General features: G+C 47.9%; 22 protein-coding genes. 1 reads left to right on the top strand and 21 read right to left on the bottom strand.

Annotated features, from left to right (window positions below; translation table 11 throughout):
• Window position 1: 1 nt before the first annotated feature.
• The 13 genes from Q9M42_RS06850 to lepA form a co-directional block, all read right to left on the bottom strand.
• Window positions 2-1,354 (bottom strand): NfeD family protein, encoded by a 1,353-nt coding sequence (locus Q9M42_RS06850; protein WP_322525758.1) that lies wholly within the window; start codon window positions 1,352-1,354, stop codon window positions 2-4.
• A 172-nt stretch (window positions 1,355-1,526) separates the two neighbouring features.
• Window positions 1,527-1,973, bottom strand: coding sequence for a GatB/YqeY domain-containing protein (locus Q9M42_RS06845; protein WP_322525757.1), 447 nt, complete (start codon window positions 1,971-1,973; stop codon window positions 1,527-1,529).
• A 20-nt stretch (window positions 1,974-1,993) separates the two neighbouring features.
• Window positions 1,994-2,167, bottom strand: a complete 174-nt coding sequence (gene rpsU / locus Q9M42_RS06840) for a 30S ribosomal protein S21 (RefSeq protein ID WP_022794945.1) — start codon at window positions 2,165-2,167, stop codon at window positions 1,994-1,996.
• A gap of 130 nt (window positions 2,168-2,297) precedes the next feature.
• The gene (deoC, locus tag Q9M42_RS06835; protein ID WP_322525756.1) at window positions 2,298-2,966 is read right to left on the bottom strand and encodes a deoxyribose-phosphate aldolase; all 669 of its coding nucleotides are present in this window, start codon (window positions 2,964-2,966) and stop codon (window positions 2,298-2,300) included.
• A 28-nt stretch (window positions 2,967-2,994) separates the two neighbouring features.
• Window positions 2,995-4,329 (bottom strand): tRNA (N(6)-L-threonylcarbamoyladenosine(37)-C(2))-methylthiotransferase MtaB, encoded by a 1,335-nt coding sequence (mtaB, locus tag Q9M42_RS06830; RefSeq protein WP_322525755.1) that lies wholly within the window; start codon window positions 4,327-4,329, stop codon window positions 2,995-2,997.
• Entirely contained in the window at window positions 4,326-5,084 is a 759-nt protein-coding gene (locus tag Q9M42_RS06825) for an RsmE family RNA methyltransferase (protein WP_322525754.1), read from the bottom strand. The genes mtaB and Q9M42_RS06825 overlap by 4 nt, the downstream gene beginning before the upstream one ends.
• An 11-nt stretch (window positions 5,085-5,095) precedes the next feature.
• A complete protein-coding gene (gene prmA / locus Q9M42_RS06820) occupies window positions 5,096-6,040 on the bottom strand; it encodes a 50S ribosomal protein L11 methyltransferase (RefSeq protein ID WP_322525753.1) in 945 nt (314 codons plus the stop codon).
• Between the two features lie 18 nt (window positions 6,041-6,058).
• Window positions 6,059-7,183 carry a molecular chaperone DnaJ gene (dnaJ, locus tag Q9M42_RS06815; protein ID WP_322525752.1) on the bottom strand — a complete coding sequence of 375 codons (1,125 nt, stop codon included), beginning with the start codon at window positions 7,181-7,183 and terminating at the stop codon, window positions 6,059-6,061.
• 171 nt (window positions 7,184-7,354) lie between these two features.
• Window positions 7,355-9,202: a molecular chaperone DnaK gene (gene dnaK, locus Q9M42_RS06810; protein ID WP_322525751.1), complete on the bottom strand. Its 1,848-nt coding sequence runs from the start codon at window positions 9,200-9,202 to the stop codon at window positions 7,355-7,357.
• A 37-nt stretch (window positions 9,203-9,239) separates the two neighbouring features.
• On the bottom strand, window positions 9,240-9,824 hold the full coding sequence (gene grpE / locus Q9M42_RS06805; protein WP_322525750.1) for a nucleotide exchange factor GrpE: 585 nt from the start codon (window positions 9,822-9,824) through the stop codon (window positions 9,240-9,242).
• Between the two features lie 93 nt (window positions 9,825-9,917).
• A complete protein-coding gene (gene hrcA / locus Q9M42_RS06800; protein WP_322525749.1) occupies window positions 9,918-10,952 on the bottom strand; it encodes a heat-inducible transcriptional repressor HrcA in 1,035 nt (344 codons plus the stop codon).
• A gap of 79 nt (window positions 10,953-11,031) precedes the next feature.
• Window positions 11,032-12,174, bottom strand: a complete 1,143-nt coding sequence (hemW, locus tag Q9M42_RS06795) for a radical SAM family heme chaperone HemW (protein ID WP_322525748.1) — start codon at window positions 12,172-12,174, stop codon at window positions 11,032-11,034.
• Between the two features lie 59 nt (window positions 12,175-12,233).
• Window positions 12,234-14,057, bottom strand: coding sequence for a translation elongation factor 4 (gene lepA / locus Q9M42_RS06790; RefSeq protein ID WP_322525747.1), 1,824 nt, complete (start codon window positions 14,055-14,057; stop codon window positions 12,234-12,236).
• Between the two features lie 233 nt (window positions 14,058-14,290).
• Between lepA and rpsT the strand changes: the two genes are divergently transcribed.
• On the top strand, window positions 14,291-14,557 hold the full coding sequence (gene rpsT / locus Q9M42_RS06785; RefSeq protein WP_091611924.1) for a 30S ribosomal protein S20: 267 nt from the start codon (window positions 14,291-14,293) through the stop codon (window positions 14,555-14,557).
• A gap of 31 nt (window positions 14,558-14,588) precedes the next feature.
• Here rpsT and holA read toward each other — a convergent pair whose 3' ends face one another.
• The 8 genes from holA to Q9M42_RS06745 form a co-directional block, all read right to left on the bottom strand.
• Window positions 14,589-15,623 (bottom strand): DNA polymerase III subunit delta, encoded by a 1,035-nt coding sequence (gene holA / locus Q9M42_RS06780; protein ID WP_322525746.1) that lies wholly within the window; start codon window positions 15,621-15,623, stop codon window positions 14,589-14,591.
• A 75-nt stretch (window positions 15,624-15,698) separates the two neighbouring features.
• Entirely contained in the window at window positions 15,699-17,996 is a 2,298-nt protein-coding gene (locus Q9M42_RS06775; protein ID WP_322525745.1) for a DNA internalization-related competence protein ComEC/Rec2, read from the bottom strand.
• 113 nt (window positions 17,997-18,109) lie between these two features.
• The gene (locus Q9M42_RS06770) at window positions 18,110-19,399 is read right to left on the bottom strand and encodes a homocysteine synthase (protein ID WP_322525744.1); all 1,290 of its coding nucleotides are present in this window, start codon (window positions 19,397-19,399) and stop codon (window positions 18,110-18,112) included.
• 72 nt (window positions 19,400-19,471) lie between these two features.
• Window positions 19,472-20,095: a helix-hairpin-helix domain-containing protein gene (locus Q9M42_RS06765; protein ID WP_322525743.1), complete on the bottom strand. Its 624-nt coding sequence runs from the start codon at window positions 20,093-20,095 to the stop codon at window positions 19,472-19,474.
• A gap of 127 nt (window positions 20,096-20,222) precedes the next feature.
• On the bottom strand, window positions 20,223-20,972 hold the full coding sequence (locus Q9M42_RS06760) for a class I SAM-dependent DNA methyltransferase (RefSeq protein ID WP_322525742.1): 750 nt from the start codon (window positions 20,970-20,972) through the stop codon (window positions 20,223-20,225).
• A 66-nt stretch (window positions 20,973-21,038) separates the two neighbouring features.
• On the bottom strand, window positions 21,039-21,395 hold the full coding sequence (rsfS, locus tag Q9M42_RS06755) for a ribosome silencing factor (RefSeq protein ID WP_322525741.1): 357 nt from the start codon (window positions 21,393-21,395) through the stop codon (window positions 21,039-21,041).
• 13 nt (window positions 21,396-21,408) lie between these two features.
• A complete protein-coding gene (yqeK, locus tag Q9M42_RS06750; protein WP_322525740.1) occupies window positions 21,409-21,972 on the bottom strand; it encodes a bis(5'-nucleosyl)-tetraphosphatase (symmetrical) YqeK in 564 nt (187 codons plus the stop codon).
• Window positions 21,959-22,534: a nicotinate-nucleotide adenylyltransferase gene (locus tag Q9M42_RS06745; RefSeq protein ID WP_322525739.1), complete on the bottom strand. Its 576-nt coding sequence runs from the start codon at window positions 22,532-22,534 to the stop codon at window positions 21,959-21,961. The genes yqeK and Q9M42_RS06745 overlap by 14 nt, the downstream gene beginning before the upstream one ends.
• Window positions 22,535-22,546: the final 12 nt, after the last annotated feature.

Genomic DNA, 22,546 nt, shown 5'->3' with positions numbered 1-22,546 from the left:
GTCATGATTCCCTTCTTTCTTTGTTAGAGTATGGCTTTACTACAACACGCGTGCCTTCTACACGCACTACCTGCACAGCGTCTCCGCGGTCGAGATAGCGGCCGTCTGAAACAACATCGATTTTTTCCCCGTCAATATCTACTGCACCGGTCGGATGCAGCGGGGTCAGTGCCGTTCCTTCTCTGCCTAATAAGTCCGTTCTGCCTTCATTTGACACATATCCTTCCTTCGAAGAAAACGTATCCTGAAGCACCAGCTTTTTCATTGGACCCCGTTTTCCGAACCCGACTACCATAACTACTGCTGCGATGATGGCGGCTACCGCTGCCAGAACAACGGAGAGTGCCATAACGGAAACAGAAAACGACGACATAAACAGGCTGCCAACGACTGCCCCTATACCTAATATACCAAAAATCCCAAAACCAGGAACAAAGAATTCTATCAGCAGTAATATTAAGCCGACGCCAAACAGCAGCAGTCCTTCGAAGCCGGCAAATCCGGCAATCATATGACCGAAAAAGAAAAGTCCTAAGGATGCGAGACCGATGCCTCCGAAAATACCAAATCCCGGTGAAAATACTTCAAGTATTAGGCCGATCATGCCGACGCTCAATAAAATAGGAATCACATAAGGACTGGTTACCCACCTTGCGATCTGCTCGGCTGCGCTGATATCTGCTTCTTCCACTGCAGCATCGCCCAGGTTCATCTGACTGAGAAGATCATCTCTGCTGTCGGCAATGTATTCCGCATAGCCCACTTCGTCAGAAGCTGCTTCTGACGCCGTAAGCGTTAACAGTTCACCTTCTCCGGCACGATAATCCGGCAGTTCAACTCCAGGGTCAGCCATTGCTTCTGCATACACTGGCTCTCTGTCATTGGATTCAGCTGCATTGACCATATTAGACACCCAGGCCGACTGAGCCTTGTCAGATGCTGCATTGCCCGAGCCGTCAATAACCTGGGCTGCTCCCATTTCTGTTTCAGGCGCCATGGCAATTTCGTCAGCGCTCAAAGCCAGAAACGCTCCTGCTGACATAGCCTGGTCCGTTACATATGCAGTAGTTGGAATAGATGTGCCATTGATAATAGAGGCAATCTCACCAGCGGCATCCACTGCGCCTCCGGGCGTGTCCAATTCAAAAATAATCCTGTCGGCATCAGCTTCTTCCGCTTCTTCCACCGATCGTTCCAAAAATGCAGCCATCCCCTGCTCAACGGTCTGTTCAACCGGGATAACATATACGGTCTGATTTTCACCGGCCCCCTGTACAGATGCCGGAAGCCAGGCGGCTGTCATGAAAAGTATGGCTAGAAGAACGGACAACCATCTGCTTTTTCTCTGCTCCACCTCTATCCCCCCTCCCGTTCATTAGTTATATGTCTATACTCTTATGTACGAGGATAAAGATAAAAGCGTTTCAATTTTTTCCCGTTTATTTCGGCAGGAAGACTGTCTTATGTTTTAAAAAAAGAGACCGAACCGGAACTAAACCCTGATTCGATCTCTAGCTTTCTTATTATCAAGAAGATAAATGCTTTTTCACTAATTGATTTACCTGGGAACCGTCTGCTTTTCCGCTGATTTTAGGCATCACCGCAGACATCACCGTTCCCATATCTTTCATCGAAGAAGCATTCTCCTCCTGAATAGTTTCTTTCACAATTGATTCCAATTCTTCATTCGATAAAGGAGCAGGAAGATATTCAGATATGACGTCCATTTCAAACCTGGTCTGTTCTGCTAAATCTTCCCGTCCTGCGTTTTCAAACTCATGGAGGGAATCTTTTCTTTGTTTCATTTCGCGGTTTAAAACCGCTGTTGCTTCGCTTTCATCAAGCTCTTTATTGAGCTTGATAGCTTCATTCTGCATCGATGCACGCAGGCCTCTGATGACACTTAAACGCTGTTTTTCCTTGTTTTTCATTGCTGACTTCATGTCACTGCTTAAACGGTCCATGAGTTCCAAGGATGCAGCACCTTCTTTACTTAAAACTTACGTTTTCTAGCTTCTTCGCTTTTCTTCTTACGACGAACACTAGGTTTTTCGTAGTGTTTGCGTTTTTTCACTTCAGCCATTGTTCCTTCTTTGGAAAGGCTACGCTTAAAACGGCGAAGAGCGGCATCAATATCTTCATTCTTTTTCTTTCTTGTCTCTGCCATGTGATTCCCTCCCTCCGAACAACCAATCTAACTAATATATGAATAAAGACTATTACTCAAATACTAGCCATTTGGTAAATAGTATAAAGCATCTGTGCCAAAAAATCAACGAGCTGGCAGGCAGAGATTGTTAGTAGTTTTCGCTTGAGGTTTCACCCTGCAGTATTTTCACACCAGAGCTTGCACCGAGCCTGGACGCTCCGGCTTCAATTAATGCAAGAGCAGTCTGACGGTCCTTGACACCGCCGCTCGCTTTTACGCCGGCACGGTCGCCCACCGTCTCTTTCATCAGCCGCACATCTTCGATCGTTGCTCCTCCTCCATTAAACCCAGTGGATGTTTTCACAAAATCCGCTCCGGCTTCAACGGCAAGACTGCAGGCCGTCTTCTTCTCTTCATCAGTTAACAGCGCTGTCTCTATTATCACCTTCACCAGTGCCTCCTGATTTGCAGCCTGTACGACCGCTTCAATGTCCGCACGGACCAGATCGTCTTCCCCGCTCTTTAAGGCGCCGATATTGATAACCATATCAACTTCCTTCGCTCCGTTGGCGATGGCATTTTTCACTTCAAATGCTTTTGTTTCCGGATTCGTGGCACCGAGTGGAAAACCGATCACTGTACAGACAAGCACACCGGAGCCTTCCAGTTCCTCAGCTGCAAAAGGCACCATCGCCGGATTAATGCATACAGATTTGAAATGATTGTCTTTGGCTTCTGCTGTGATACGTTTTATATCTTCAAATGTCGTTTCCGGCTTCAGCAGGGTGTGATCAATATATTGCGCGAGATCTGCCATACTTTCTCCTCCATTTTAGCTGTTATAGTTATACAAGCGTTGCTGTATCATGGTCAAGCACGCGTACAAATTCCCCTTCATTCAATGGATAGCCCGCATTCGTAATTTTCACGCGCACAATTTCACCACGCCATTCCGGATTCGCAGGGAAACGTACCTTGATATAATTCGTCGAATAGCCGACAAAGTAACCTGGTTTTTCTTTATCTTCTTCTTCCGGAATTACTTCCACGACTTCATTTTCAAAACGCGAAGCATACTCTTTTGCCAGTTGATTGGACAGTTCGATCAGACGGTGCACCCGGTCATTTTTTTCTTCATCCTCAACCTGATCGCTCATTTTAGCAGCCGGTGTGCCGGTTCTCTTCGAATATGGAAATACGTGCAGCTCTGAGAAACGCTGGTCCCGGATAAAGTCGTACGTCTGCTGAAATTCTTCTTTCGTTTCACCCGGGAAGCCTACAATCACATCTGTGGTGATGGCGCATTCTGGAAGCGCCTCGCGCAGTTTTTCGAGGCGGTCCGCATAAAATTCCACGCTGTATTTTCTTCTCATTCTTTTAAGCACGGTGTTTGAGCCAGCCTGAAGCGGCACGTGCAGATGATTTACTACTTTGTTTGACCTGCGGAGCACATCAATCACTTCATCGGTGATCTGACTTGCTTCTATGGAAGAAATACGGATCCGTTTTAAACCGTCGATGGTTTCAAGGTCCCGGAGCAGCCCTGCGAGATTGTAGTCCTTCAGGTCTTCACCGTAGCCGCCCGTATGAATACCTGTCAGCACCAGTTCTTTGTAGCCTTTGTTAACCAACTGTTCGGCCTGGTGCATAACCTCCTCCGGATTTCTCGAACGGAGCAGACCGCGGGCCCACGGGATGATACAGAAGGTACAGAAGTTATTGCACCCTTCCTGAATCTTCAGCGATGCTCTCGTACGGTCGGTAAACTCCGGTACATCGAGTTCTTCGTACACTCGATTTTTCATAATATTGCTTACACCGTTAATCGGTTCCCGGGACACCGTGTACTCTTCAATATAATCGAGCATTTTTTTGCGGTCCTGCGTACCGACGACAATATCGACACCGGGGATATCCATAATCTCTCCCGGAGAGGTCTGGGCATAACACCCGGTGACGCATATAATGGCTTCCGGATTTTTACGTACTGCGCGCCGGATCACCTGGCGGCTTTTTTTATCTCCGGTGTTTGTTACCGTACAGGTGTTGATAACATAGACATCCGCGGTCTGGTCAAATTCCTTTTTTTCATAGCCGTCGTTTTTAAACAGCTGCCATATGGCTTCCGTTTCGTAATGGTTTACTTTACAGCCAAGAGTATGAAACGCCACTGATCTCATTGTATGTTCCCCTCCTGAATTTCATAATAATATGTCACTGCTCCAAGCAGCAGCAAAGAAGCGGTTTCGCTTCGGACAATTCTCTTCCCCAGGGACGTCGCAGGAATGTGCTGTTCCTCAAACAGGTCCAGCTCGCTACGGGAAAATCCGCCCTCCGGCCCGATAAATGCAAGCAGTGTTTCCGGATGACCGGCAAACACGTCAGGGAGCTTTGCGGGCAGTTCTGCTCTCGCCTCTGCTTCTGATAAAACGATCCGGCTCCCGACAGAAGCCGTGTTTTCTATAACCTTACGTGCTGAGGAAAAATAAACAACTTCCGGTATATACATCCGCTCTGACTGCTCTGCTGCTTCTTTAGCAATTCGGTTTAAACGATCAATTTTCTTTTGCCGTTTATTCGCATCCCATTTTACCACAGAATGCTCCCCTTCATAAAAATAAATCGCCGAGACCCCGAGCTCTGTTGCTTTTTGCACGACAGTGTCCATTTTTTCACCTTTAATCAGAGCCTGGGCGGCGATGATATTTACAGGAAGCTCTGCTCCTCCTGTCCACTCGCTGATTATTTTTACATGGACGCTTTTTTCTTCCACGCTTTCAATTTCAGTTACAAAGGCATGTCCCTGATTATCTTTACATACAATTTTTTCTCCCGGGCCCATACGCATAACACGGGCAATGTGCTTTGCATCATTACCCGTGATTTGTATATATTCATGCTGTATGGAGGAGGGGTCCACAAAATAATGCTGCATATTCCTCTCCTTTATAGTGTCTGCGGCCGGCGGGCAATAATGCACAGCCAGTCTTCGACTGCCCGCACATCCTCAATAACAAAACCCGCTTCCGTCAGAGCCTGTTCGACATCCGTACGTTTGCTTTCAATGATGCCTGAAGTAATAAACACACCATCCGGCTGAAGGGAACTAAACGCATCCTCTGCAAGGCGGATAATAATAGGTGCCAAAATATTAGCCACAATGATATCTGCCTGCATCGACCGGTATTCCAGCAGATCCGATTGGGCCACGGTAATTTTTTCTGCCATCCCGTTTCGGCTGATATTTTCTTCAGCACTTCTGACGGCTACTTCATCAAGGTCGAGCGCAAGAATTTCTCCTGCTTCGAACAGGCACGCGCCTATAGCGAGCACGCCGGACCCGGTGCCGACATCCAGCACTGCATTACCCGGACGTGTGTACTCTTCAAGCGCCTGCATGCTGAGCACGGTTGTCGGGTGGGTGCCGGTGCCAAACGCCATGCCCGGATCCAGCGTAATGATTTTTTCCCCGCTCTTTTTTTCATACTCTTCCCAGGAAGGCACAATAGTAACTTTATTCGTGATCTGGACAGGCTTGTAATACTTTTTCCAGGCCTCTGCCCAGTCCTCCTCGGCGATTTCTTTAAGCACTACCTGGTTTCGTCCTAAATCAATATCGTAAAGGAGCAGTTCATTAATGGATTGCTTAATTTCCTCCACAGTATCGGTGACGTAGCTTGTCATTGGAAGATAGGCTTTTACAAGCGTGCCTTCATCCGGATAATTATCTTCAGAAAGCATGAACCATTCGTCTTCTGCCTCTTCCCATTCCCGCTCCAGGTCAGCCGAATCTTCAATCACGACCCCGCTTGCCCCTGCTTCCTGAAGCACAAACGACACAGGGTCAATTGCCTCCTGGGTAGTGTGGACAGAAATTTCAATCCAATTCATATGTCTGCTCCTCTCTTTTTACTCTCCGCGAAACGCCCGTTTTACACGGTCAAAGAAGTTTCCGTGCTGTTCATCGGTTTCTTCATCGCCGCTGATTTCTGCGAATTCCCGCAGCAGTTCCTTCTGCCGGTCCGTCAGCTTCTTCGGCGTCACTACCTGGACTTTCACATGCTGATCGCCCTGGCCACGTCCGTGCACGTTATTAATACCTTTATTCCGGAGACGGAATTTTGTTCCGGATTGGGTGCCAGCCGGTATTTTCAATTTAACTTTACCGCGCAGTGTCGGCACTTCAATTTCATCGCCAAGCGTTACCTGAACAAATGTAAGCGGCATTTCGCAGTAGACGTCATCTCCGTCACGTTCAAAGAATTCATGCGGCTGAACGTTGAAAACGACAAACAGGTCGCCCGGTGGTCCGCCATTTGCACCCGGCTCGCCCTGACCGCTCACGCGGATCTGCTGGCCGTGGTCGACGCCTTCCGGAATATGAATATTGATCTTTTTGTTCCGGCGGATGCGTCCGTTTCCGTTACATGTAGGACATTTTTCTTCCACTTCGACGCCCGAGCCGCTGCAGCGGTCACACACACGCCGGTTCACGACACGGCCAAACGGTGTATTCTGTTCTACGTTCATCTGGCCCTGCCCGCCGCACTGGCGGCATGTTCTTTTTTCTGTACCCGGCTTTGCGCCGTCGCCACCGCACGTTTCACAATTTTCTTCTTTTGGAATTTCGATCTCTGTATCTTTGCCGAAGGCTGCTTCCTTAAAGGTAAGCGTCATCGTATACTGCAGATCCGCCCCCTGTCTCGGAGCGTTTGGATCTCTTGAAGCACCGCCGCCGAAAAACATATCGAAAATATCGCCAAAGCCGCCTCCGAAACCGCCAGCTCCGGCTCCGCCGCCGCCAAAGCCCTGGTTCGGATCTTCATGGCCGAAACGATCGTAATTCGAGCGCTTCTGGGGATCGCTTAATGTATCATAGGCATCTTTGATTTCAATAAATTTTTCTTCGGCGTCGTCTTCCTTGTTGACGTCTGGGTGATACTGGCGTGCCAGTTTTCTATATGCTTTTTTTATTTCCTGCTCGTCTGCGTCTTTGCTGACGCCAAGCACATCGTAATAATCGCGTTTACTCATCGTTCATCTTCACTCCTCGCTCTTGTCCATACGTGTTATCTTATCATTCTACAAGAAGACGCTTCAATCTGAAAAACATATTCATTACAGAAAGAAGGGGCCATCCCCTTGAATAGAAGCAGTCAAGTGACCACTATTCGGGACAGCCCCATTCGTCAGCGCTACAGATCGTTAGCTGTTTTTGTTGTTATCACTGTTACCATTGTCATCTTTAACGTCTTCATAGTCAGCGTCTACAGTATCGTCACTGCTTTCACCGCCAGCTTCGCCCTGCTCCTGCTGAGCCTGCTGCGCTGCCTGTTCATACATTTTTGTGGTGAGCTGCTGAACGATTTCCTGAAGCTCGTCCTTTGCCGTACGAATGGCTTCAACATCTTCGCCTTCAAGTGCTGTTTTCACTTTTTCTTTTGCGTCCTCAGCCTGCTGCTTTTCTTCTTCTGTTACGTTTTCGCCGAGGTCGTTCAGCGTTTTTTCTGTCGTGAAGACGAGCTGATCCGCTTCGTTGCGCACTTCTACTTCTTCTTTACGCTTTTTGTCTTCTTCTGCGTTTTCTTCAGCATCTTTTACCATTTTTTCAATTTCTTCTTCGGAAAGACCGGAGGAAGAAGTGATGGTAATAGACTGCTCTTTGTTGGTGCCAAGATCCTTCGCACGTACGTTCACAATGCCGTTGGCATCAATATCGAAGGTGACTTCGATTTGAGGTACGCCGCGCGGAGCTGGTGGGATATCGGTCAGCTGAAAACGGCCAAGAGTTTTGTTGTCTGCGGCCATTTCACGCTCGCCCTGGAGCACATGAATATCCACAGAAGGCTGATTGTCAGCTGCTGTTGAGAACGTCTGGGATTTGCTTGTCGGAATTGTAGTATTCCGGTCGATTAATTTAGTTGTTACTCCGCCCATCGTTTCGATACCAAGGGAAAGTGGTGTAACGTCGAGCAATACAACGTCTTTTACATCACCAGTTAGTACGCCTGCCTGAACAGCAGCACCTACGGCTACCACTTCATCCGGGTTAACACCTTTGTGTGGTTCTTTACCAGTTAAGTTTTTAATGCCTTCCTGAACAGCAGGAATACGTGTGGAACCACCAACAAGGATGACTTTATCAACTTCGGAAGCACTGAGGCCGGCGTCTTTCATTGCCTGTCTTGTAGGCCCCATTGTGCGCTCAACCAGCTTCGAGGAAAGCTCATCAAACTTAGCACGTGTCAGTGTAAGCTCAAGGTGCTTCGGTCCGCTCTGATCTGCTGTGATAAACGGCAGGGAAATCTGTGTCTGCGTAACACCGGACAGGTCTTTTTTCGCTTTTTCTGCTGCATCCTTCAAGCGCTGCACAGCCATTTTATCCTGGGAAAGGTCAATGCCGTTTTCTTTGCGGAACTCATCCACTAAATGATCGATAATCACCTGGTCAAAGTCGTCACCGCCAAGCTTATTGTCGCCGGACGTGGAACGAACTTCGAAAAAGCCTTCGCCAAGCTCGAGAATAGATACGTCAAATGTACCGCCGCCGAGGTCAAATACAAGGATAGTCTGATCCTCTTCTTTTTCTAGGCCGTAGGCAAGTGCCGCAGCTGTCGGCTCGTTTACAATACGGTCTACTTCAAGACCCGCAACACGGCCAGCGTCTTTTGTTGCCTGACGCTGGGAGTCGTTAAAGTACGCAGGCACTGTGATAACTGCGTTTGTAACAGTCTCGCCAAGATAGCTTTCAGCGTCCGACTTTAATTTTTGAAGAATAATCGCAGAAACTTCCTGCGGATTGTATTCTTTGCCTTCGATTTCCACCTTGTAGTCTGTTCCCATGTGACGCTTGATGGAGCTGATGGTATTAGGGTTTGTGATAGACTGGCGCTTAGCCACTTCCCCAACCTGACGCTCCCCGTCCTTAAATGCTACAACGGAAGGAGTTGTGCGGTTGCCTTCAGGGTTCGGAATAACCTGTGCTTCCCCGCCTTCCATAACGGCTACACAAGAGTTTGTTGTACCTAAGTCAATGCCAATTGTTCTACTCATTTTTCTTCCTCCTATACAGTACTCTATATCTGAATTATTAGTTGTTCACTTTTACCATTGAAGGGCGCAGCACACGATCTTTCAGTCTGTATCCCTTCTGCATTTCTTCCACAATCTGATTGGACTCAAACCCTTCTTCATCAGCCTGCATGACAGCCTGGTGAATGGTTGGGTCAAAGTATTCGCCCTGTGCCGGGATTTCTTCCACACCCTGCTGTTCGAGTGCAGATTTGAATTGATTATAGACCATAGCCATGCCGTCAATAAATGACTGGGCACTTTCATTATCCGGCTTGGTCTGCATCGCTCTTTCAAAATTGTCCATTACCGGCAGAAGCTCCTCTGCTAGAGGCTGGACCCGGTATTTGGCGTCTTCCTCTTTTTCCGCTTTTGCTCTGCGGCGCACATTCTCTAAATCCGCCTGAGCACGGAGAGCGCGGTCTTTCCATTCGTTTATTTCTTTTTCGAGTTCTGCTTCACGAGAACCGGATTCCTCTTCAAGTTCATCCTCTTCAACATCTTCCGGCTCAAGGATTTCGACGTCTTCTTCGGTTACTTCTTCTTCATTTGGTGCTTCCTGATCCTTTTTTTCCTCTTCCTGCTGTTTGTTTTTTTCGCTCACCTGCGCCACCTCCATAAATGCTGTTGCTATCGTTCAAAGCCACGCTATATCCGACTCTTTATTAAGTTCCTCAACCAATAACAAATACTATCATTAAGAGTCTCTCCGGTACAAGTCATCTAACACATTTGAAAGACCATAAGAAAGATGATTAACCAGGCTGATAACTTTTTGGTATTCCATTCTTGTCGGTCCTACAATGCCAATGGTCCCCACCGGCTTCCCAGCCAGGGAATACGTGGCAGAAATGATGCTGCAGTGCTCAAACGCTTCATTGGTGTTTTCCTGCCCAATTCTAATCGTCATGCCGTTAATGGTTGGTTTTAAGAGCTCGTGAATCAGATGCTCCTCCTCCATTAATTCGAGCAGCGCCCGGACACGGTCTACGTCTTTGAATTCCGGCTGGTTGAGCAGGTTGGTTTTGCCTCCGTAAAAAATCTTTTCATGCCGCGATTTCCGGAGAGCTTCCTCCGTAAACGAAAGAGCTGCTTCGTAGTTGAGCACGTACCTCTTTAAAACGTCTCTCACTTCAGAAAAAAGCGCCCGCTGCAGCTGATAAAGCGGAATCCCCCGCAGCCGCTCGTTTAAAATGTTCGTGATTTGTTCGAGCTCCCCTGCTTCAAGCGTCGGGGGAAGAGCTACCGTATGGTTTTCCACATATCCTGTATCTGTCACGATGACAGCAACAGCTGCTTCTTTTCCAATAGGAACAATCTGAATCTGCCTGAGTCTCGATTCAAACATTTCCGGGCCAAGCACAATAGAGGCATAGCTCGTCAATTCAGACAAAATGCCGGCTGTTTCCTTTACTGCTTCTTCAGCTTCGAGTATTTTACCGGCAAAAAGCGATTGAATGTTGTTCATCTCAAGTTCACTGAAGCGGTACGGCAGCAGCAGGCGGTCCACATACAGCCGGTAAGCTTTTTGGGAAGGAATGCGTCCGGACGAACTGTGGGTTTTTTCCAAAAAACCATGCTCTTCCAAATCCGCCATATCGTTACGGATGGTGGCCGGACTGAACGTAATGCTGTTTTTTTTGGAGATGCTTCTTGAACCTACAGGTTCGGCCGATTGAATATAATCTTCAATGATCGATTGCAAAATGAGTAATTGTCGATCGGTAAGCATTACACATTCTCCTCTGTTAGCACTCGTTTTATCCGAGTGCTAAATCTATTTTATAAGCTATCAAAGGATTTTTGCTTTGTCAATTATTTTCAGGCTCATCGTCCAATAAAAATAAAGCAAACACTTCATTACCGAGCAGCTTTCCTTCTTCTGTTAAAAACAAACGGCCCTCTGCTTCTGTGAGCCACTCCTTCCGCTTCGCTTCCTGAATGCTTTCCGGATATATGTCTTCCACGGCACAGCCGTATTTCTGATAAAAACGCTCCGTAGATACACCTTCATATAACCGAAGCCCAAGAAACATTTCCTCTTCGATCTGTTCTTTTCTTGTTACCGGATGCGTCGTTTGCACTGGACTGCCTTTTTCCTGAACGGCTTGGATATAATGGTTCAACGGTTTAATGTTGGCATATCGCACGCCGTCGGTGTACCCGTGAGCGCCGGCACCAGCACCAATATATTCTTCATTCTGCCAGTATATCCGGTTGTGACGGCTGCTGTACCCGGCACTTGCAAAGTTACTGATCTCATAAGCATCAAGCCCATGGCTTTCGAGACGATCCACAAGCAGCTCGTACATATCCGCTTCCTCTTCCTCCGGCAGCGGAGCGATTCTTCCTTCACGCCACCAATTATAAAACCGGGTCTGCTTTTCGATCTTCAATGAATAAGCCGACACGTGCGGTGGGGCAAGCGCCATCGCTTCATCAAGCGTCTCTTCCCAGTCCTTCATCGTCTGGCCCGGCAGCCCAAACATTAAATCAATTGAGATGTTATCAAAGCCGGCCTGTCTGGCGGCCTGAACTGTTTCTTTCGCTTCGTTTGCGGAATGTCCCCGGCCGATACTGTTTAACTGGGAATCATGAAACGTCTGAACACCAATACTCAACCGGTCCACTCCGCCTGCCTTCAGCAGCGACAGCTTCTCCTTACCTACATCTCCCGGATTTACCTCTACCGTATATTCCTCAAGCTGGCCTACCGGAACGTGCCGGTTCATGATCTGCATCAGCTTCTCCACCTGTACAGCCGAAAGAGCCGTCGGCGTCCCCCCTCCGATATAAACCGTCTGCAGCTGGTCCATCGTGTAGGAGGCGAGTTCCCGCTCCAGTGCTTCTAAATACTCATCGACGGGCTGGTTGTTAATGAGAAATTTATTAAAATCACAGTAATAACAAATGTATTCGCAAAAAGGGATGTGGACGTACAATCCTTTTGCCACGCTTTTCTCTCCTTCTTTATGGAAAAAGCAAAGGCCGCCCGGAAGGCAGCCCGCTTTGCTTAATCTTTATCCATCTTTAATACAGACATAAATGCTTCCTGTGGAACATCTACTTTTCCAACGCTTTTCATGCGTTTTTTACCTTCCTTCTGCTTTTCAAGCAGCTTACGCTTCCGCGTAATGTCGCCGCCGTAGCATTTAGACAAAACGTTTTTCCTCATGGCTTTAATAGTCGAACGGGCAATAACGCTTTTTCCAATTGTTGCCTGCACCGGCACTTCAAACTGTTGGCGCGGAATTAAATCTTTTAATTTTTCAACGATAGCTTTCCCGCGTTCATAGGCTACGTCCCGGTGGACAATAACGGACAGCGCATCCACGCTTTCCCCGTTTAACAAAATATCCATCTTTACGAGATTGCTTTCTTTAAAGCCGATAAACTCATAATCAAATGAAGCATATCCTTTTGTCTGTGACTTCAGCTGGTCGAAAAAGTCGTAGACAATTTCGGTTAACGGAAGATCGTAGACGATATTCACACGTGTATCATCCATATACTTCATGTCTTTAAATTCGCCGCGCTTAGCCTGGCACAGCTCCATAACGGCACCTACGTAATCATTTGGCACCATGACAGTCGCTTTTACGAACGGCTCCTCCACCCATTCCACCTGCTGGGCATCCGGCATATTGGAAGGGTTGTCGATCTCTTTCATTTCGGCGTCTACCATCTGCACGTGATAAATAACGCTCGGCGCAGTGGTGATCAGCTCGATATTATACTCACGCTCAATGCGCTCCTGAATAATTTCCATATGAAGCAGACCAAGGAACCCACAGCGGAAACCGAAGCCGAGTGCCTGGGACGTTTCTGCTTCAAACTGCAGCGAGCTGTCGTTAAGCTCCAGCCGTTCAAGTGCGTCCCGGAGCGCGTTATACTTGCTTGCATCTGTCGGGAACAGGCCACAGAAAACCATCGGATTCATGCGTTTGTAACCCGGCAGCGGCTCGGCGGCCGGATTATGGGCGTTTGTAATCGTATCGCCGACTCTCGAATCGCCAACGTTTTTAATACCGGCAATAATAAATCCAACGTCCCCCACTGTCAGTTCATCGCAGGAGACCGGCTTTGGATTAAACACGCCGACGTCCGATACTTCGAATTCTTTTCCAGTCTGCATCATCCGGATTTTCTCCCCCGGCTTGACCGTTCCTTCTTTAATCCGGATATAGGCGATAACTCCGCGGTACGTATCATATACAGAGTCGAAAATCATTCCCTGCAGCGGAGCTGAAGGATCGCCCTGCGGAGGCGGCACCTTTTCAACAATCTGTCTTAAAATTTCGTCTGTGCCTATCCCATCCTTCGCGGAGGCAAGTACTGCCTCCGAAGCGTCCAGGCCAATGACATCCTCGACTTCCTGTTTTACCCGTTCAGGCTCTGCGCTCGGCAGATCCACCTTATTGATAATAGGCAGGATTTCCAGGTCGTTATCGAGGGCAAGATACACATTGGCGAGCGTCTGGGCTTCAATGCCCTGAGCGGCATCTACAATCAGAAGAGCCCCCTCACAGGCTGCCAGGCTCCGCGACACTTCATAGGAAAAGTCGACGTGCCCCGGAGTGTCAATCAAGTGAAAAATGTACTCCACTCCGTCTGTATGTGTATATTTCAGCTGTACAGAATTAAGTTTAATCGTAATACCGCGTTCTCTTTCTAAATCCATCGCGTCCAGCATCTGGTCTTTCATTTCACGCTGGGTCAACGCACTGGTCGATTCTAAAATCCGGTCAGCAAGCGTCGATTTCCCGTGATCAATATGGGCGATGATCGAAAAGTTACGAATGCGCTTCTGGCGCTCAATTTTTTCCTGCTCTTTCATTGATTCGATCACTCCTGTTATTACTACTTTGCCGTGCGTTCCGTTCGCAGAGACTAACGTCTATTATAGCAATGCCCCGCCCTTCCTTCAATGTTCGCGTTCGCTTCGCTTTAATTCTGAAAATTTCATCCATTTAACTCTTTCCTGCTGAATCTTGCGCTCAGTCGTGATTTTTGATAGAATCCTTTTGTGCTGATAAAAGAAATGACCGGTAACTAAAGGAGGTGACCACCATGGCAAATATTAAATCCGCAAAAAAGCGCGTGATTATTAACGAAAATCAACGCGTGAAGCAGCAGGCTTTCCGTTCTTCCATGCGTTCGGCTATTAAAGAATTCGACAAAAACATCGATGCAAACAACGTTGATGCTGCGAAGAATTCCTACGCGCTCGCGATGAAGAAAGTAGACAAAGCAGCCAGCAAAAACATGATTCACAAAAACGCGGCCAACCGCGCTAAATCCAGAATGCACAAGCGCCTAAGCGCAGTAGCACAATAAGGATAAAACGACTCGGGCCCGAGTCGTTTTTTTATTGTCCAATTTTCTGGCCCGAGGCAAGCTTCATAAAACAGAGCTCGAGGGCGAGCTGCTTGTCCATTTTCCCGGCTTTCATCTGATAGTCTGTGGTACTGAGTAGCTTCAAGGCCTCCTGAAGGTACGAATGTGAAAATGCCGCTGCCGGCTTTTCAGCAAGCTGTACCGCATACGGATGGACTTTAATCGAACTGGCCATGCGCTTTCGCGAATAGCCCTGCTGCTTTAAGTTTTTTACATGATAAATAATACGGATCTGACGGGCAAGCAGCGCCAGAATCTTGATTGGCTCTTCTCCCTGCTTAAGCAGGTCGTAATATATGCGCAACATCGTTTTTGCCTGACCTTTGACTACGGCATCCACTAGTTCAAACACGTTGTCCTCAAGGGAGCGCGGCACCAGTTTATCCACCGTTTCCATCGTCACTTCCCCGCTGCCCGTATAAAGCTGCAGTTTTTTCGCCTCTTCAGCTAGCATCAGAAGGTCTTTGCCGGCAAGAACAATAAAACGGTCCATGACTTCACGGCTCATTGTGAGCTGGTGGGCCTGATTAAACTGCTGCATCCATTTTTTCATCGTCTCTTCGCCGGCGGCTGCTGCTTCGAGTACGACAGCCTGTTTTTTAATTTCTTTAACTACCTTTTTCCGGGCATCGAGCTTTTCATAAGGCGCGGACAGTATTAACACAGTGGTAGGATTCGGCTTCCTGGCATATGTTTCAAGCGCTTCGATTTTATGCTCCACCTTCTCTTTCTCTTTTGCCCCCGTTAAAAAGTAGCAGTTTTTAAGCACGATCACCCGCCGCTCTCCGAAAAAAGGGAGAGTTTCTGCCTCCTCCACAGCAATTTCCACCGGTGTTTCACGCATGTCGAATGTAGACAGATTGAATTCTCTCTCCTCTTCTGCCAATGCTTTTCCAATAATCTTCTGCTGAATATCCTGAATCATATAGCCCTCTTCACCCTGCAAAAGGTAGAACGGCTGTACGTCCTCCTGCTGTATCTGCTTTTCCATCGTTATATAATCCATCTGCTCACACTTTCCGAACGTATTCTCCTTCTATTTTATCTTATTTTCTTTTTGATTCCTACGAGAAACCATGACTTAATTGCACGCCGGAAGCATTTCCTCTCTTGCCGTAAGTATGTCGGAATTCTCCCGGGAAGAAGTAATAAACTGGACAGCTCCCTGAAGATCCGTACGCCATACGTTCACTCCCGCTTCTTCCAGTATTTCGAGAGGCTCTGGATGAGGGTGACCAAAGCGGTTGCAGTAGCCTGCTGATATAACCGCATGCTCTGGCTGAATTGCTGCCACAAAATCACTGTCCGTGGATGTTCTGCTGCCGTGATGGCCCGTTTTTAAAACGTCAGCCTGCAGCCCTGGATAAGTCTGCACTATCTGTTTTTCCTGTTCGGCGGAGACGTCTCCGGTCAGCAGCCAGCGCTTTCCGCCAAGCTCAAAATACAAAACAACAGAACGATCGTTTTTGTCTTCCCATTCACCTTTAGGATGCAGGACATAAAAGGACGTATCCCCAATATGGTGACTTTCCCCGCCTTCGACGAGCTTAATATCTGTATGCTCATCAAATGTTGCCAAAAGCTCTTTTTCCCCAGCCTCATACTGGGCGCTTCTGCCATACCACAGTTCGTCTGTCGGCACATGCTCCACCACATACTTCAGGCCGCCCACATGGTCAGTGTCCCCGTGCGTTGCCACCACCGTGTCCAATTTGCGGATCCCCCGGTATTTTAAATATTCAGCAACGACGGCTTCACCGGGATCAAAGGGAGACTCCTGCTCCTTCCACTCTTCGTCGTTAAAGCTTACCCGCCCTCCTCCATCAACAACCATCACGCCCTGCCGGTAAGGCAGTTCAATGACTGTACTGTCCCCCTGTCCGACGTCGAGGTAGGTTACTCTTCCGCGGGCGTCTGTATAAGGAGCCGTCCACTGCCAGACTGCTGCCGCAAGCATGACTGCTGCTGATAGATACATGGCTGTTTTTCGCATGTTTTTGTTCCACGCTGTAATAAACGCTGCGCATCCTGCCGCATATACGACAGTGAAAACAAGACCCGGTTTTCCGAGAAGTACCGTGGACCACGCCATGCCACCCAGATAGATAAAAAGTTCGTGCATCCAGTCGATTCCAGCGAAAACCAAAGAAAAGATTCCGGGAGGAGAAGCAATAAAAAAGGAGAGAAGGTAATTCAAAAATACAAAGGGGAGAACGAGGAATAGAAGAACCGGAGTGAACAGAAAATTAATTAATACATTCCAAAGGGAAAATTGATAAAAATTCCATAGTATTACAGGGAGGGATACAAGCATCGATGAACCGGCGATCCAGCCCATATTCACCCATTTCCCGGCTGCCGCCATCCTTTTTCTGCACAGAAGCAGATGCCCGCTTAGTAAAAAGGAGAGCTGAAAACCGATATGAAAAAGATAGCCCGGGCTGAGGAGGAGCATAACCCCCATCACCGTCAAAAGAATAATCACCGGATCCAAATGCCGCCCGCGAGGCCCCCATTTCTGCCAGCCGATGAAAAATCCTGCAGCAAGGGCCGCACGAAGCACTGAGGGAGCTCCACCGGTCAGAACAGCATATACGGGCAAAAGGCATAGGACCACCGTATAGGACCGTTCTTTCGTCACCCCGATTCGCTTCAGCAGAAAAAATAAGGCACCGCTGATAATGGCAACATGCATGCCCGAAACGACGAGCACGTGCACAAGACCAAGGGATCGGTATGCTTCCTCCACCTCGCCGGCCATTGACGTACGGTCCCCAAACAGCAGAGAGCCCGCCAGCCCCTCGGCCTGTTCAGGAAAGAACCTTTCAATCCGCTGCATCTCCTGGGCCCGGGTCCGCTGGAGGCTGTCAACAGCTCCCATTGAGCGTGCAAAGCATTCAACACTCTGGCTGTTTTCCACCGTAAACAGCCAATGTATTTTTTCCCAGTACAGGTAAGTCTCGTAGCTGAATCCACCGGGATTGCCAGCGGCCGAGGGTGCCTTCATTTCTCCGCTCCACCGACACTGTTCTCCCGGAAGGAGACTTTTGCTTTGCTGCATTTCTTCTTCAGTGTCAAACCACCATGTAACCGGTATGTATTCCCCCGTCTCTGTACGCAGTTCAAAACGGGCTCTTCCGCCATCATACGTTAGAGGGGAAGCTACAGTACCGGTAATTTCTGATTCGGTGCCGTTGAATAATGAATCGTTGTGTTCCATCCAGTACCAGGAGCTTCCGGCAAAGACCAGCATCAATGCTGCACCGGCAGCAAATACCCGGAAGCGCCGCAATATAATGAAACCGGCGCCGAAGCAAAGCCAAATAATCCCCCACATCCAGAAATCTCCGCGAAGCAGCATTCCGACCGGGGCTGTCATAGATATAAGTATCCAAAGGACGGGGATCGTGTTCACCCCCATTGTTAAATATTAAGATAGGAAAAATAAAAAGAAAGGGCCTGCCCAGCGAGGCAGGCTTTATCGCTCGTGGTTTATTTCTGGCTTTTCTGGAGGGCTTCTTCTAAATCGCGGAGAATGTCGTCTATATGTTCGATGCCAACGGAAACCCGTATAAGGTCTGCTGATACTCCTGCTGCACGCTGATCTTCCTCAGAGAGCTGCTGATGCGTTGTGCTTGCCGGATGAATAACTAACGACTTTGCGTCTCCGACATTCGCTACGTGTGAATGCAGATTGCAGGCTTCGATAAATTTTTTCCCTTCGGCAAGACCACCTTTGATGCCAAAGGTCAGAATGGCTCCTTTTCCTTTCGGTAGATATTTTTCCGCTGTAGCATACGTCTCATGTGAGGAAAGTCCGGGGTAGTTCACCCAGTCCACCAGCTCATGCTGCTCCAGAAATGAAGCTGTCTTTTCGGCGTTTTCACAATGGCGCTCCATTCTCAGATGAAGCGTTTCAAGCCCCTGGAGAAGCAAAAATGAGTTCATTGGAGAAATAGCCGGCCCTAAATCACGCAGCAGCTGTACACGTGCCTTTAAAATATAGGCCATTTCTCCAACCGCTTCGGTAAATACGACACCGTGATAACTCGGGTCCGGCTCTGTAAGCCCGGGGAATTTACCGTTATCCCAGTTGAATTTTCCACTGTCTACAATTACGCCGCCAATCGTCGTGCCGTGTCCGCCGATAAATTTTGTTGCTGAATGTACGACGATATCCGCGCCGTGGTCAATGGGGCGACATAGAATAGGTGTAACTGTCGTAGCGTCTACTATTAAAGGCAGCCCGTTATCGTGAGCCACCCCGGCAATTTTTTCGATATCAAGTACATTGCCGTTGGGATTTCCAATAATTTCGCTGAATATTAATTTTGTATTTTCATTTATCTTTTCCTCATACGCCCCTGGGTCCGTGCCATCCACCAGATGAACCTGGATGCCCATTTTCGGAAGCGTATGCATAAACATATTGTACGTCCCGCCGTACAAGCCGCTCGAAGCAACAATTTCATCTCCGGCGCTGCAAATGTTTAATACGGCAATATGAATAGCGGAGCTGCCGCTTGCAGTGGCAAGCGCTCCGACACCTCCATCCAACGCAGCCATTCGTTTTTCAAACACATCAGAGGTCGGGTTCATGATTCGGGTGTAAATATTCCCAAATTCCTGAAGGCCGAATAAATCAGCGGCATGGTCGGTATCATTAAACTCATAGGACGTTGTCTGGTAAATAGGCACCGCTCTTGCGTTAGTGGCCGGATCGGGGGTTTGGCCCGCATGCACAGAAAGTGTTTCAAGTTTCCAGTCTTTATGTTCTTCCACAGGAAAGCTCCTTTCTCTTAAAGCAATAGTATTTCTTTCTTAACTTTATCAGACTATTTCGAAAAGTAAATATTAGAGAGAAATGTAGTCCCGCAGCTGTTCTACTGTCTTTTCCCCAATTCCGCTCACATTGGATAAGTCTTCTATTGTTTCAAAGGCACCGTTATCTTCCCGGTAGCTTAAAATAGCTGCGGCTTTTGCCGGGCCAATCCCAGGTATGGTTTCCAAATCCACCTGCTCCGCCTCATTCACATTGACCACAGGCCCTTCCCCACTGCCTTCTTCAGGCGGGCCAGTAATTGTTTCCTCCCCTTCCCCAGGTATATGAATAACCATCTCATCCTCTATTCTTTCTGCAAGATTTACCTGAAGCATATCCGCTTTGTCCGTAATTCCGCCCGCCTTCTGGATCGCTTCTTCGACTCTCTTATCTGACTGAAGTGTATAAACGCCGGGGGCATGCACTTCGCCTTTCACATCGACCCGGACCTCCCCGCCAGTCTCCTCGTTTTCCTGATCAGAACCACCTCCGGAGGCTTCTTCCTGCACTGTTTCGTCCGGCTGATTTTCCCATGGAACAGATTCCTGCTGTTCCGCCTGTCCCCCGGGTAGTCCGCTCCAAAATAATAGAAACATAATTCCAAGGCACACGGCTCCACCGGCGCTTACTGCAATTAATTTCCAACGGCTCGTCAAAGAAAGCATCAACTCCAGATTCTTTTTATTTGTTTAATTAGTAAAGGGAAAATTCGGGAGGGGAAGGGAGCAGGACCCCCATATTAAAGAGGAGAGTATTCACTTCTATATATTACAATATTTTACACTATTTGTCTGTTTTTTTCGCCAAAAAGAATATGCGCTCGCTTTCTTCATCCGGAAAATCCGCTGTGAAGTCAGCTGTGATATGGACCGTCGAAAAACCCGCTTCCTCGAGCCACTCTTTGTATTCATTAACAGCAAATGTTCTCTGTACATGATCTTCATCATACCGGCTGTAGGTGCCGTCTGCATTTTTTGAAAAAATAGTCAGCTCGTGCTCGACCTCCCAGATTTGTTCTGAAGGATACACATCCCATATAAAAGAAATCTCTTCGTCATTGTCTGCATAGGAAACCTCAGACAAAATATCCTCTATGTAGTGAATGGAATGAACGTCGAACATAAAAGCGCCACCAGCTTCGAGATGGTTATACACACCGGCAAAGGTGGCTTTAACATCCTCCGGCTTCGTTAAATAGTTCAGGGAATCACAAAAACAAAAAATGAGCTGGTACGTATCCGGCGCGTCCAAAAACCTCATATCCTGATGGAACAATCCAGGTCTTTCCCGTGAAGCACTCCATTTCTGCGCTGCCACTGCAAGCATGTCTGCTGAAAGATCCATGCCGTCCGCGTGAAAGCCTTCGTTATAGAGACGTTTCATGATTTCTCCGGTTCCGCATCCAAGTTCAAGCATTTTCGGATTATTGGCAGGGGCTTCTTTTATGACAGCTTCTTTCCAGGCGTCATACGGAGCGTCAGCCATCAGCCGGTCATACACTTCGGCAAAGCCGTTATACATTGAGTGGGCCATTCTGCACTTCCCTTCATTTTAAATTAGAAAAAGGCCTGATTTTTCAGGCCTTTCAGGCTTGCATTGTTACTGGGAAAGCACCGTTTCGAGTTCCACGTATGCGGCATCTCCCCATAATTTTTCAAGGTTGTAATAATTTCTTTCGTCTTCATGAAAAATGTGTACGACGACCTCCCCGAGATCGATCAGCACCCATTTTGCTTCGTTATAGCCTTCAAGCCTCTGTACATCGATACCCTGCTTGTGAGCAGCCTTTTTCAGTTCTGTGGCAATCGCCTGTACCTGCTTTTCAGAAGTGCCGTGGCCGATAACAAAATAATCTGCCACCGGCGAAACCCCTCTCATATCAAGTGCTACGATATCATGTGCATTCTTGCTGTCAGCAGTTTGTACCGCTAATTCAAGCAGTTCCTTTTCGTTCATCTACAGGCCTCCATTATTTGCGTTCCATCACCAGATCGTTGTAAGCGCCGAGTGTATCTGGAAATACAGGAACATTTTTTGAAATTAAAAATTGAATCGTGTTTCCAAGAGCCATGATGAGGGCAGCGTCTATATCTGATTCTGCCGCCTCCCGGACTTCTTCCACTCCAGGGAATGTGCGGTTTGGCTCTATATAATCCGCTAAAAACAGCACCTTTTCATAAGCTGTCATATTGGGTTTTCCGGTCGTATGCCAGTAAATTGAAGAAACAATATCCGCATCTGCAATCCCGGCTTCTGTCTGAATGAAATAAGCACCAGCCGGGGCGTGAAGCAGTTCGTCCCCATAGGCGATAAACCTGCCGGCTTCTTCTTTTCCGCGGAGCAGTTCACGCATCTCTTCGACAGGACGGTATTTAGCATAGTCATGCAAAATAGCTGCTATCTCTACTTTATTATAATCGATATCAAACCGTTCTGCCAAATATAAAGCGGTCTCCCGGACACCGAGCGTATGCTTGTATCTGTTTTCCGTCAACTGTTTTTTAACGATTTGAAGAGCTTCATTTTTGTCCATACAGTTTTTTCCTCTCAATCTCTTTTAATACATTACCCGGCACAATATAGCGGACGGTTTCGCCGTCCCTGAGCCGGCGTCGTATCATTGAAGAAGAAACGTGCATCACAGGAGCTTCCACCTGGGTCAGCCACGAAGGCTTGCGGCCATTATAGCCGGGCCGGTTCACAAATACAAACTCAACCAGCCTGCGCAGCTTTTCGATATCCTTCCAGTTATCCATCTGGTCTGCCATGTCGCCGCCGATCAAAAAGAAAAACTCCGTTTCCGACGCCTGCTGCTTAAAGTAACGTACTGTATCAATTGTATACGAAGGTCCGCCACGTTCGATTTCCACGGAGGATGTGCGAAATCCGGGATTATCCTCAATCGCTGCTTCTACGAGACTCAGACGTTCTTCCCCGGAAATCATATTCTCCCTTTGCTTATGTGGTGGTGTGTGCACTGGGATAAACCAGACTTCATCCAGATTTAATGCATTTTTTGCCTCTTCCGCCATAATCAGATGAGCTAAATGCGGCGGATCAAATGTGCCTCCGAACAGGCCGATACGTTCATTCATAATAGCTTCTCC

The organism is Marinococcus luteus (assembly GCF_034497705.1).
GTDB lineage: Bacteria > Bacillota > Bacilli > Bacillales > Marinococcaceae > Marinococcus > Marinococcus luteus_A.
The sequence above is the reverse complement of the archived record's forward strand: the minus strand, read 5'-3'. Positions and strand labels throughout refer to the sequence as shown.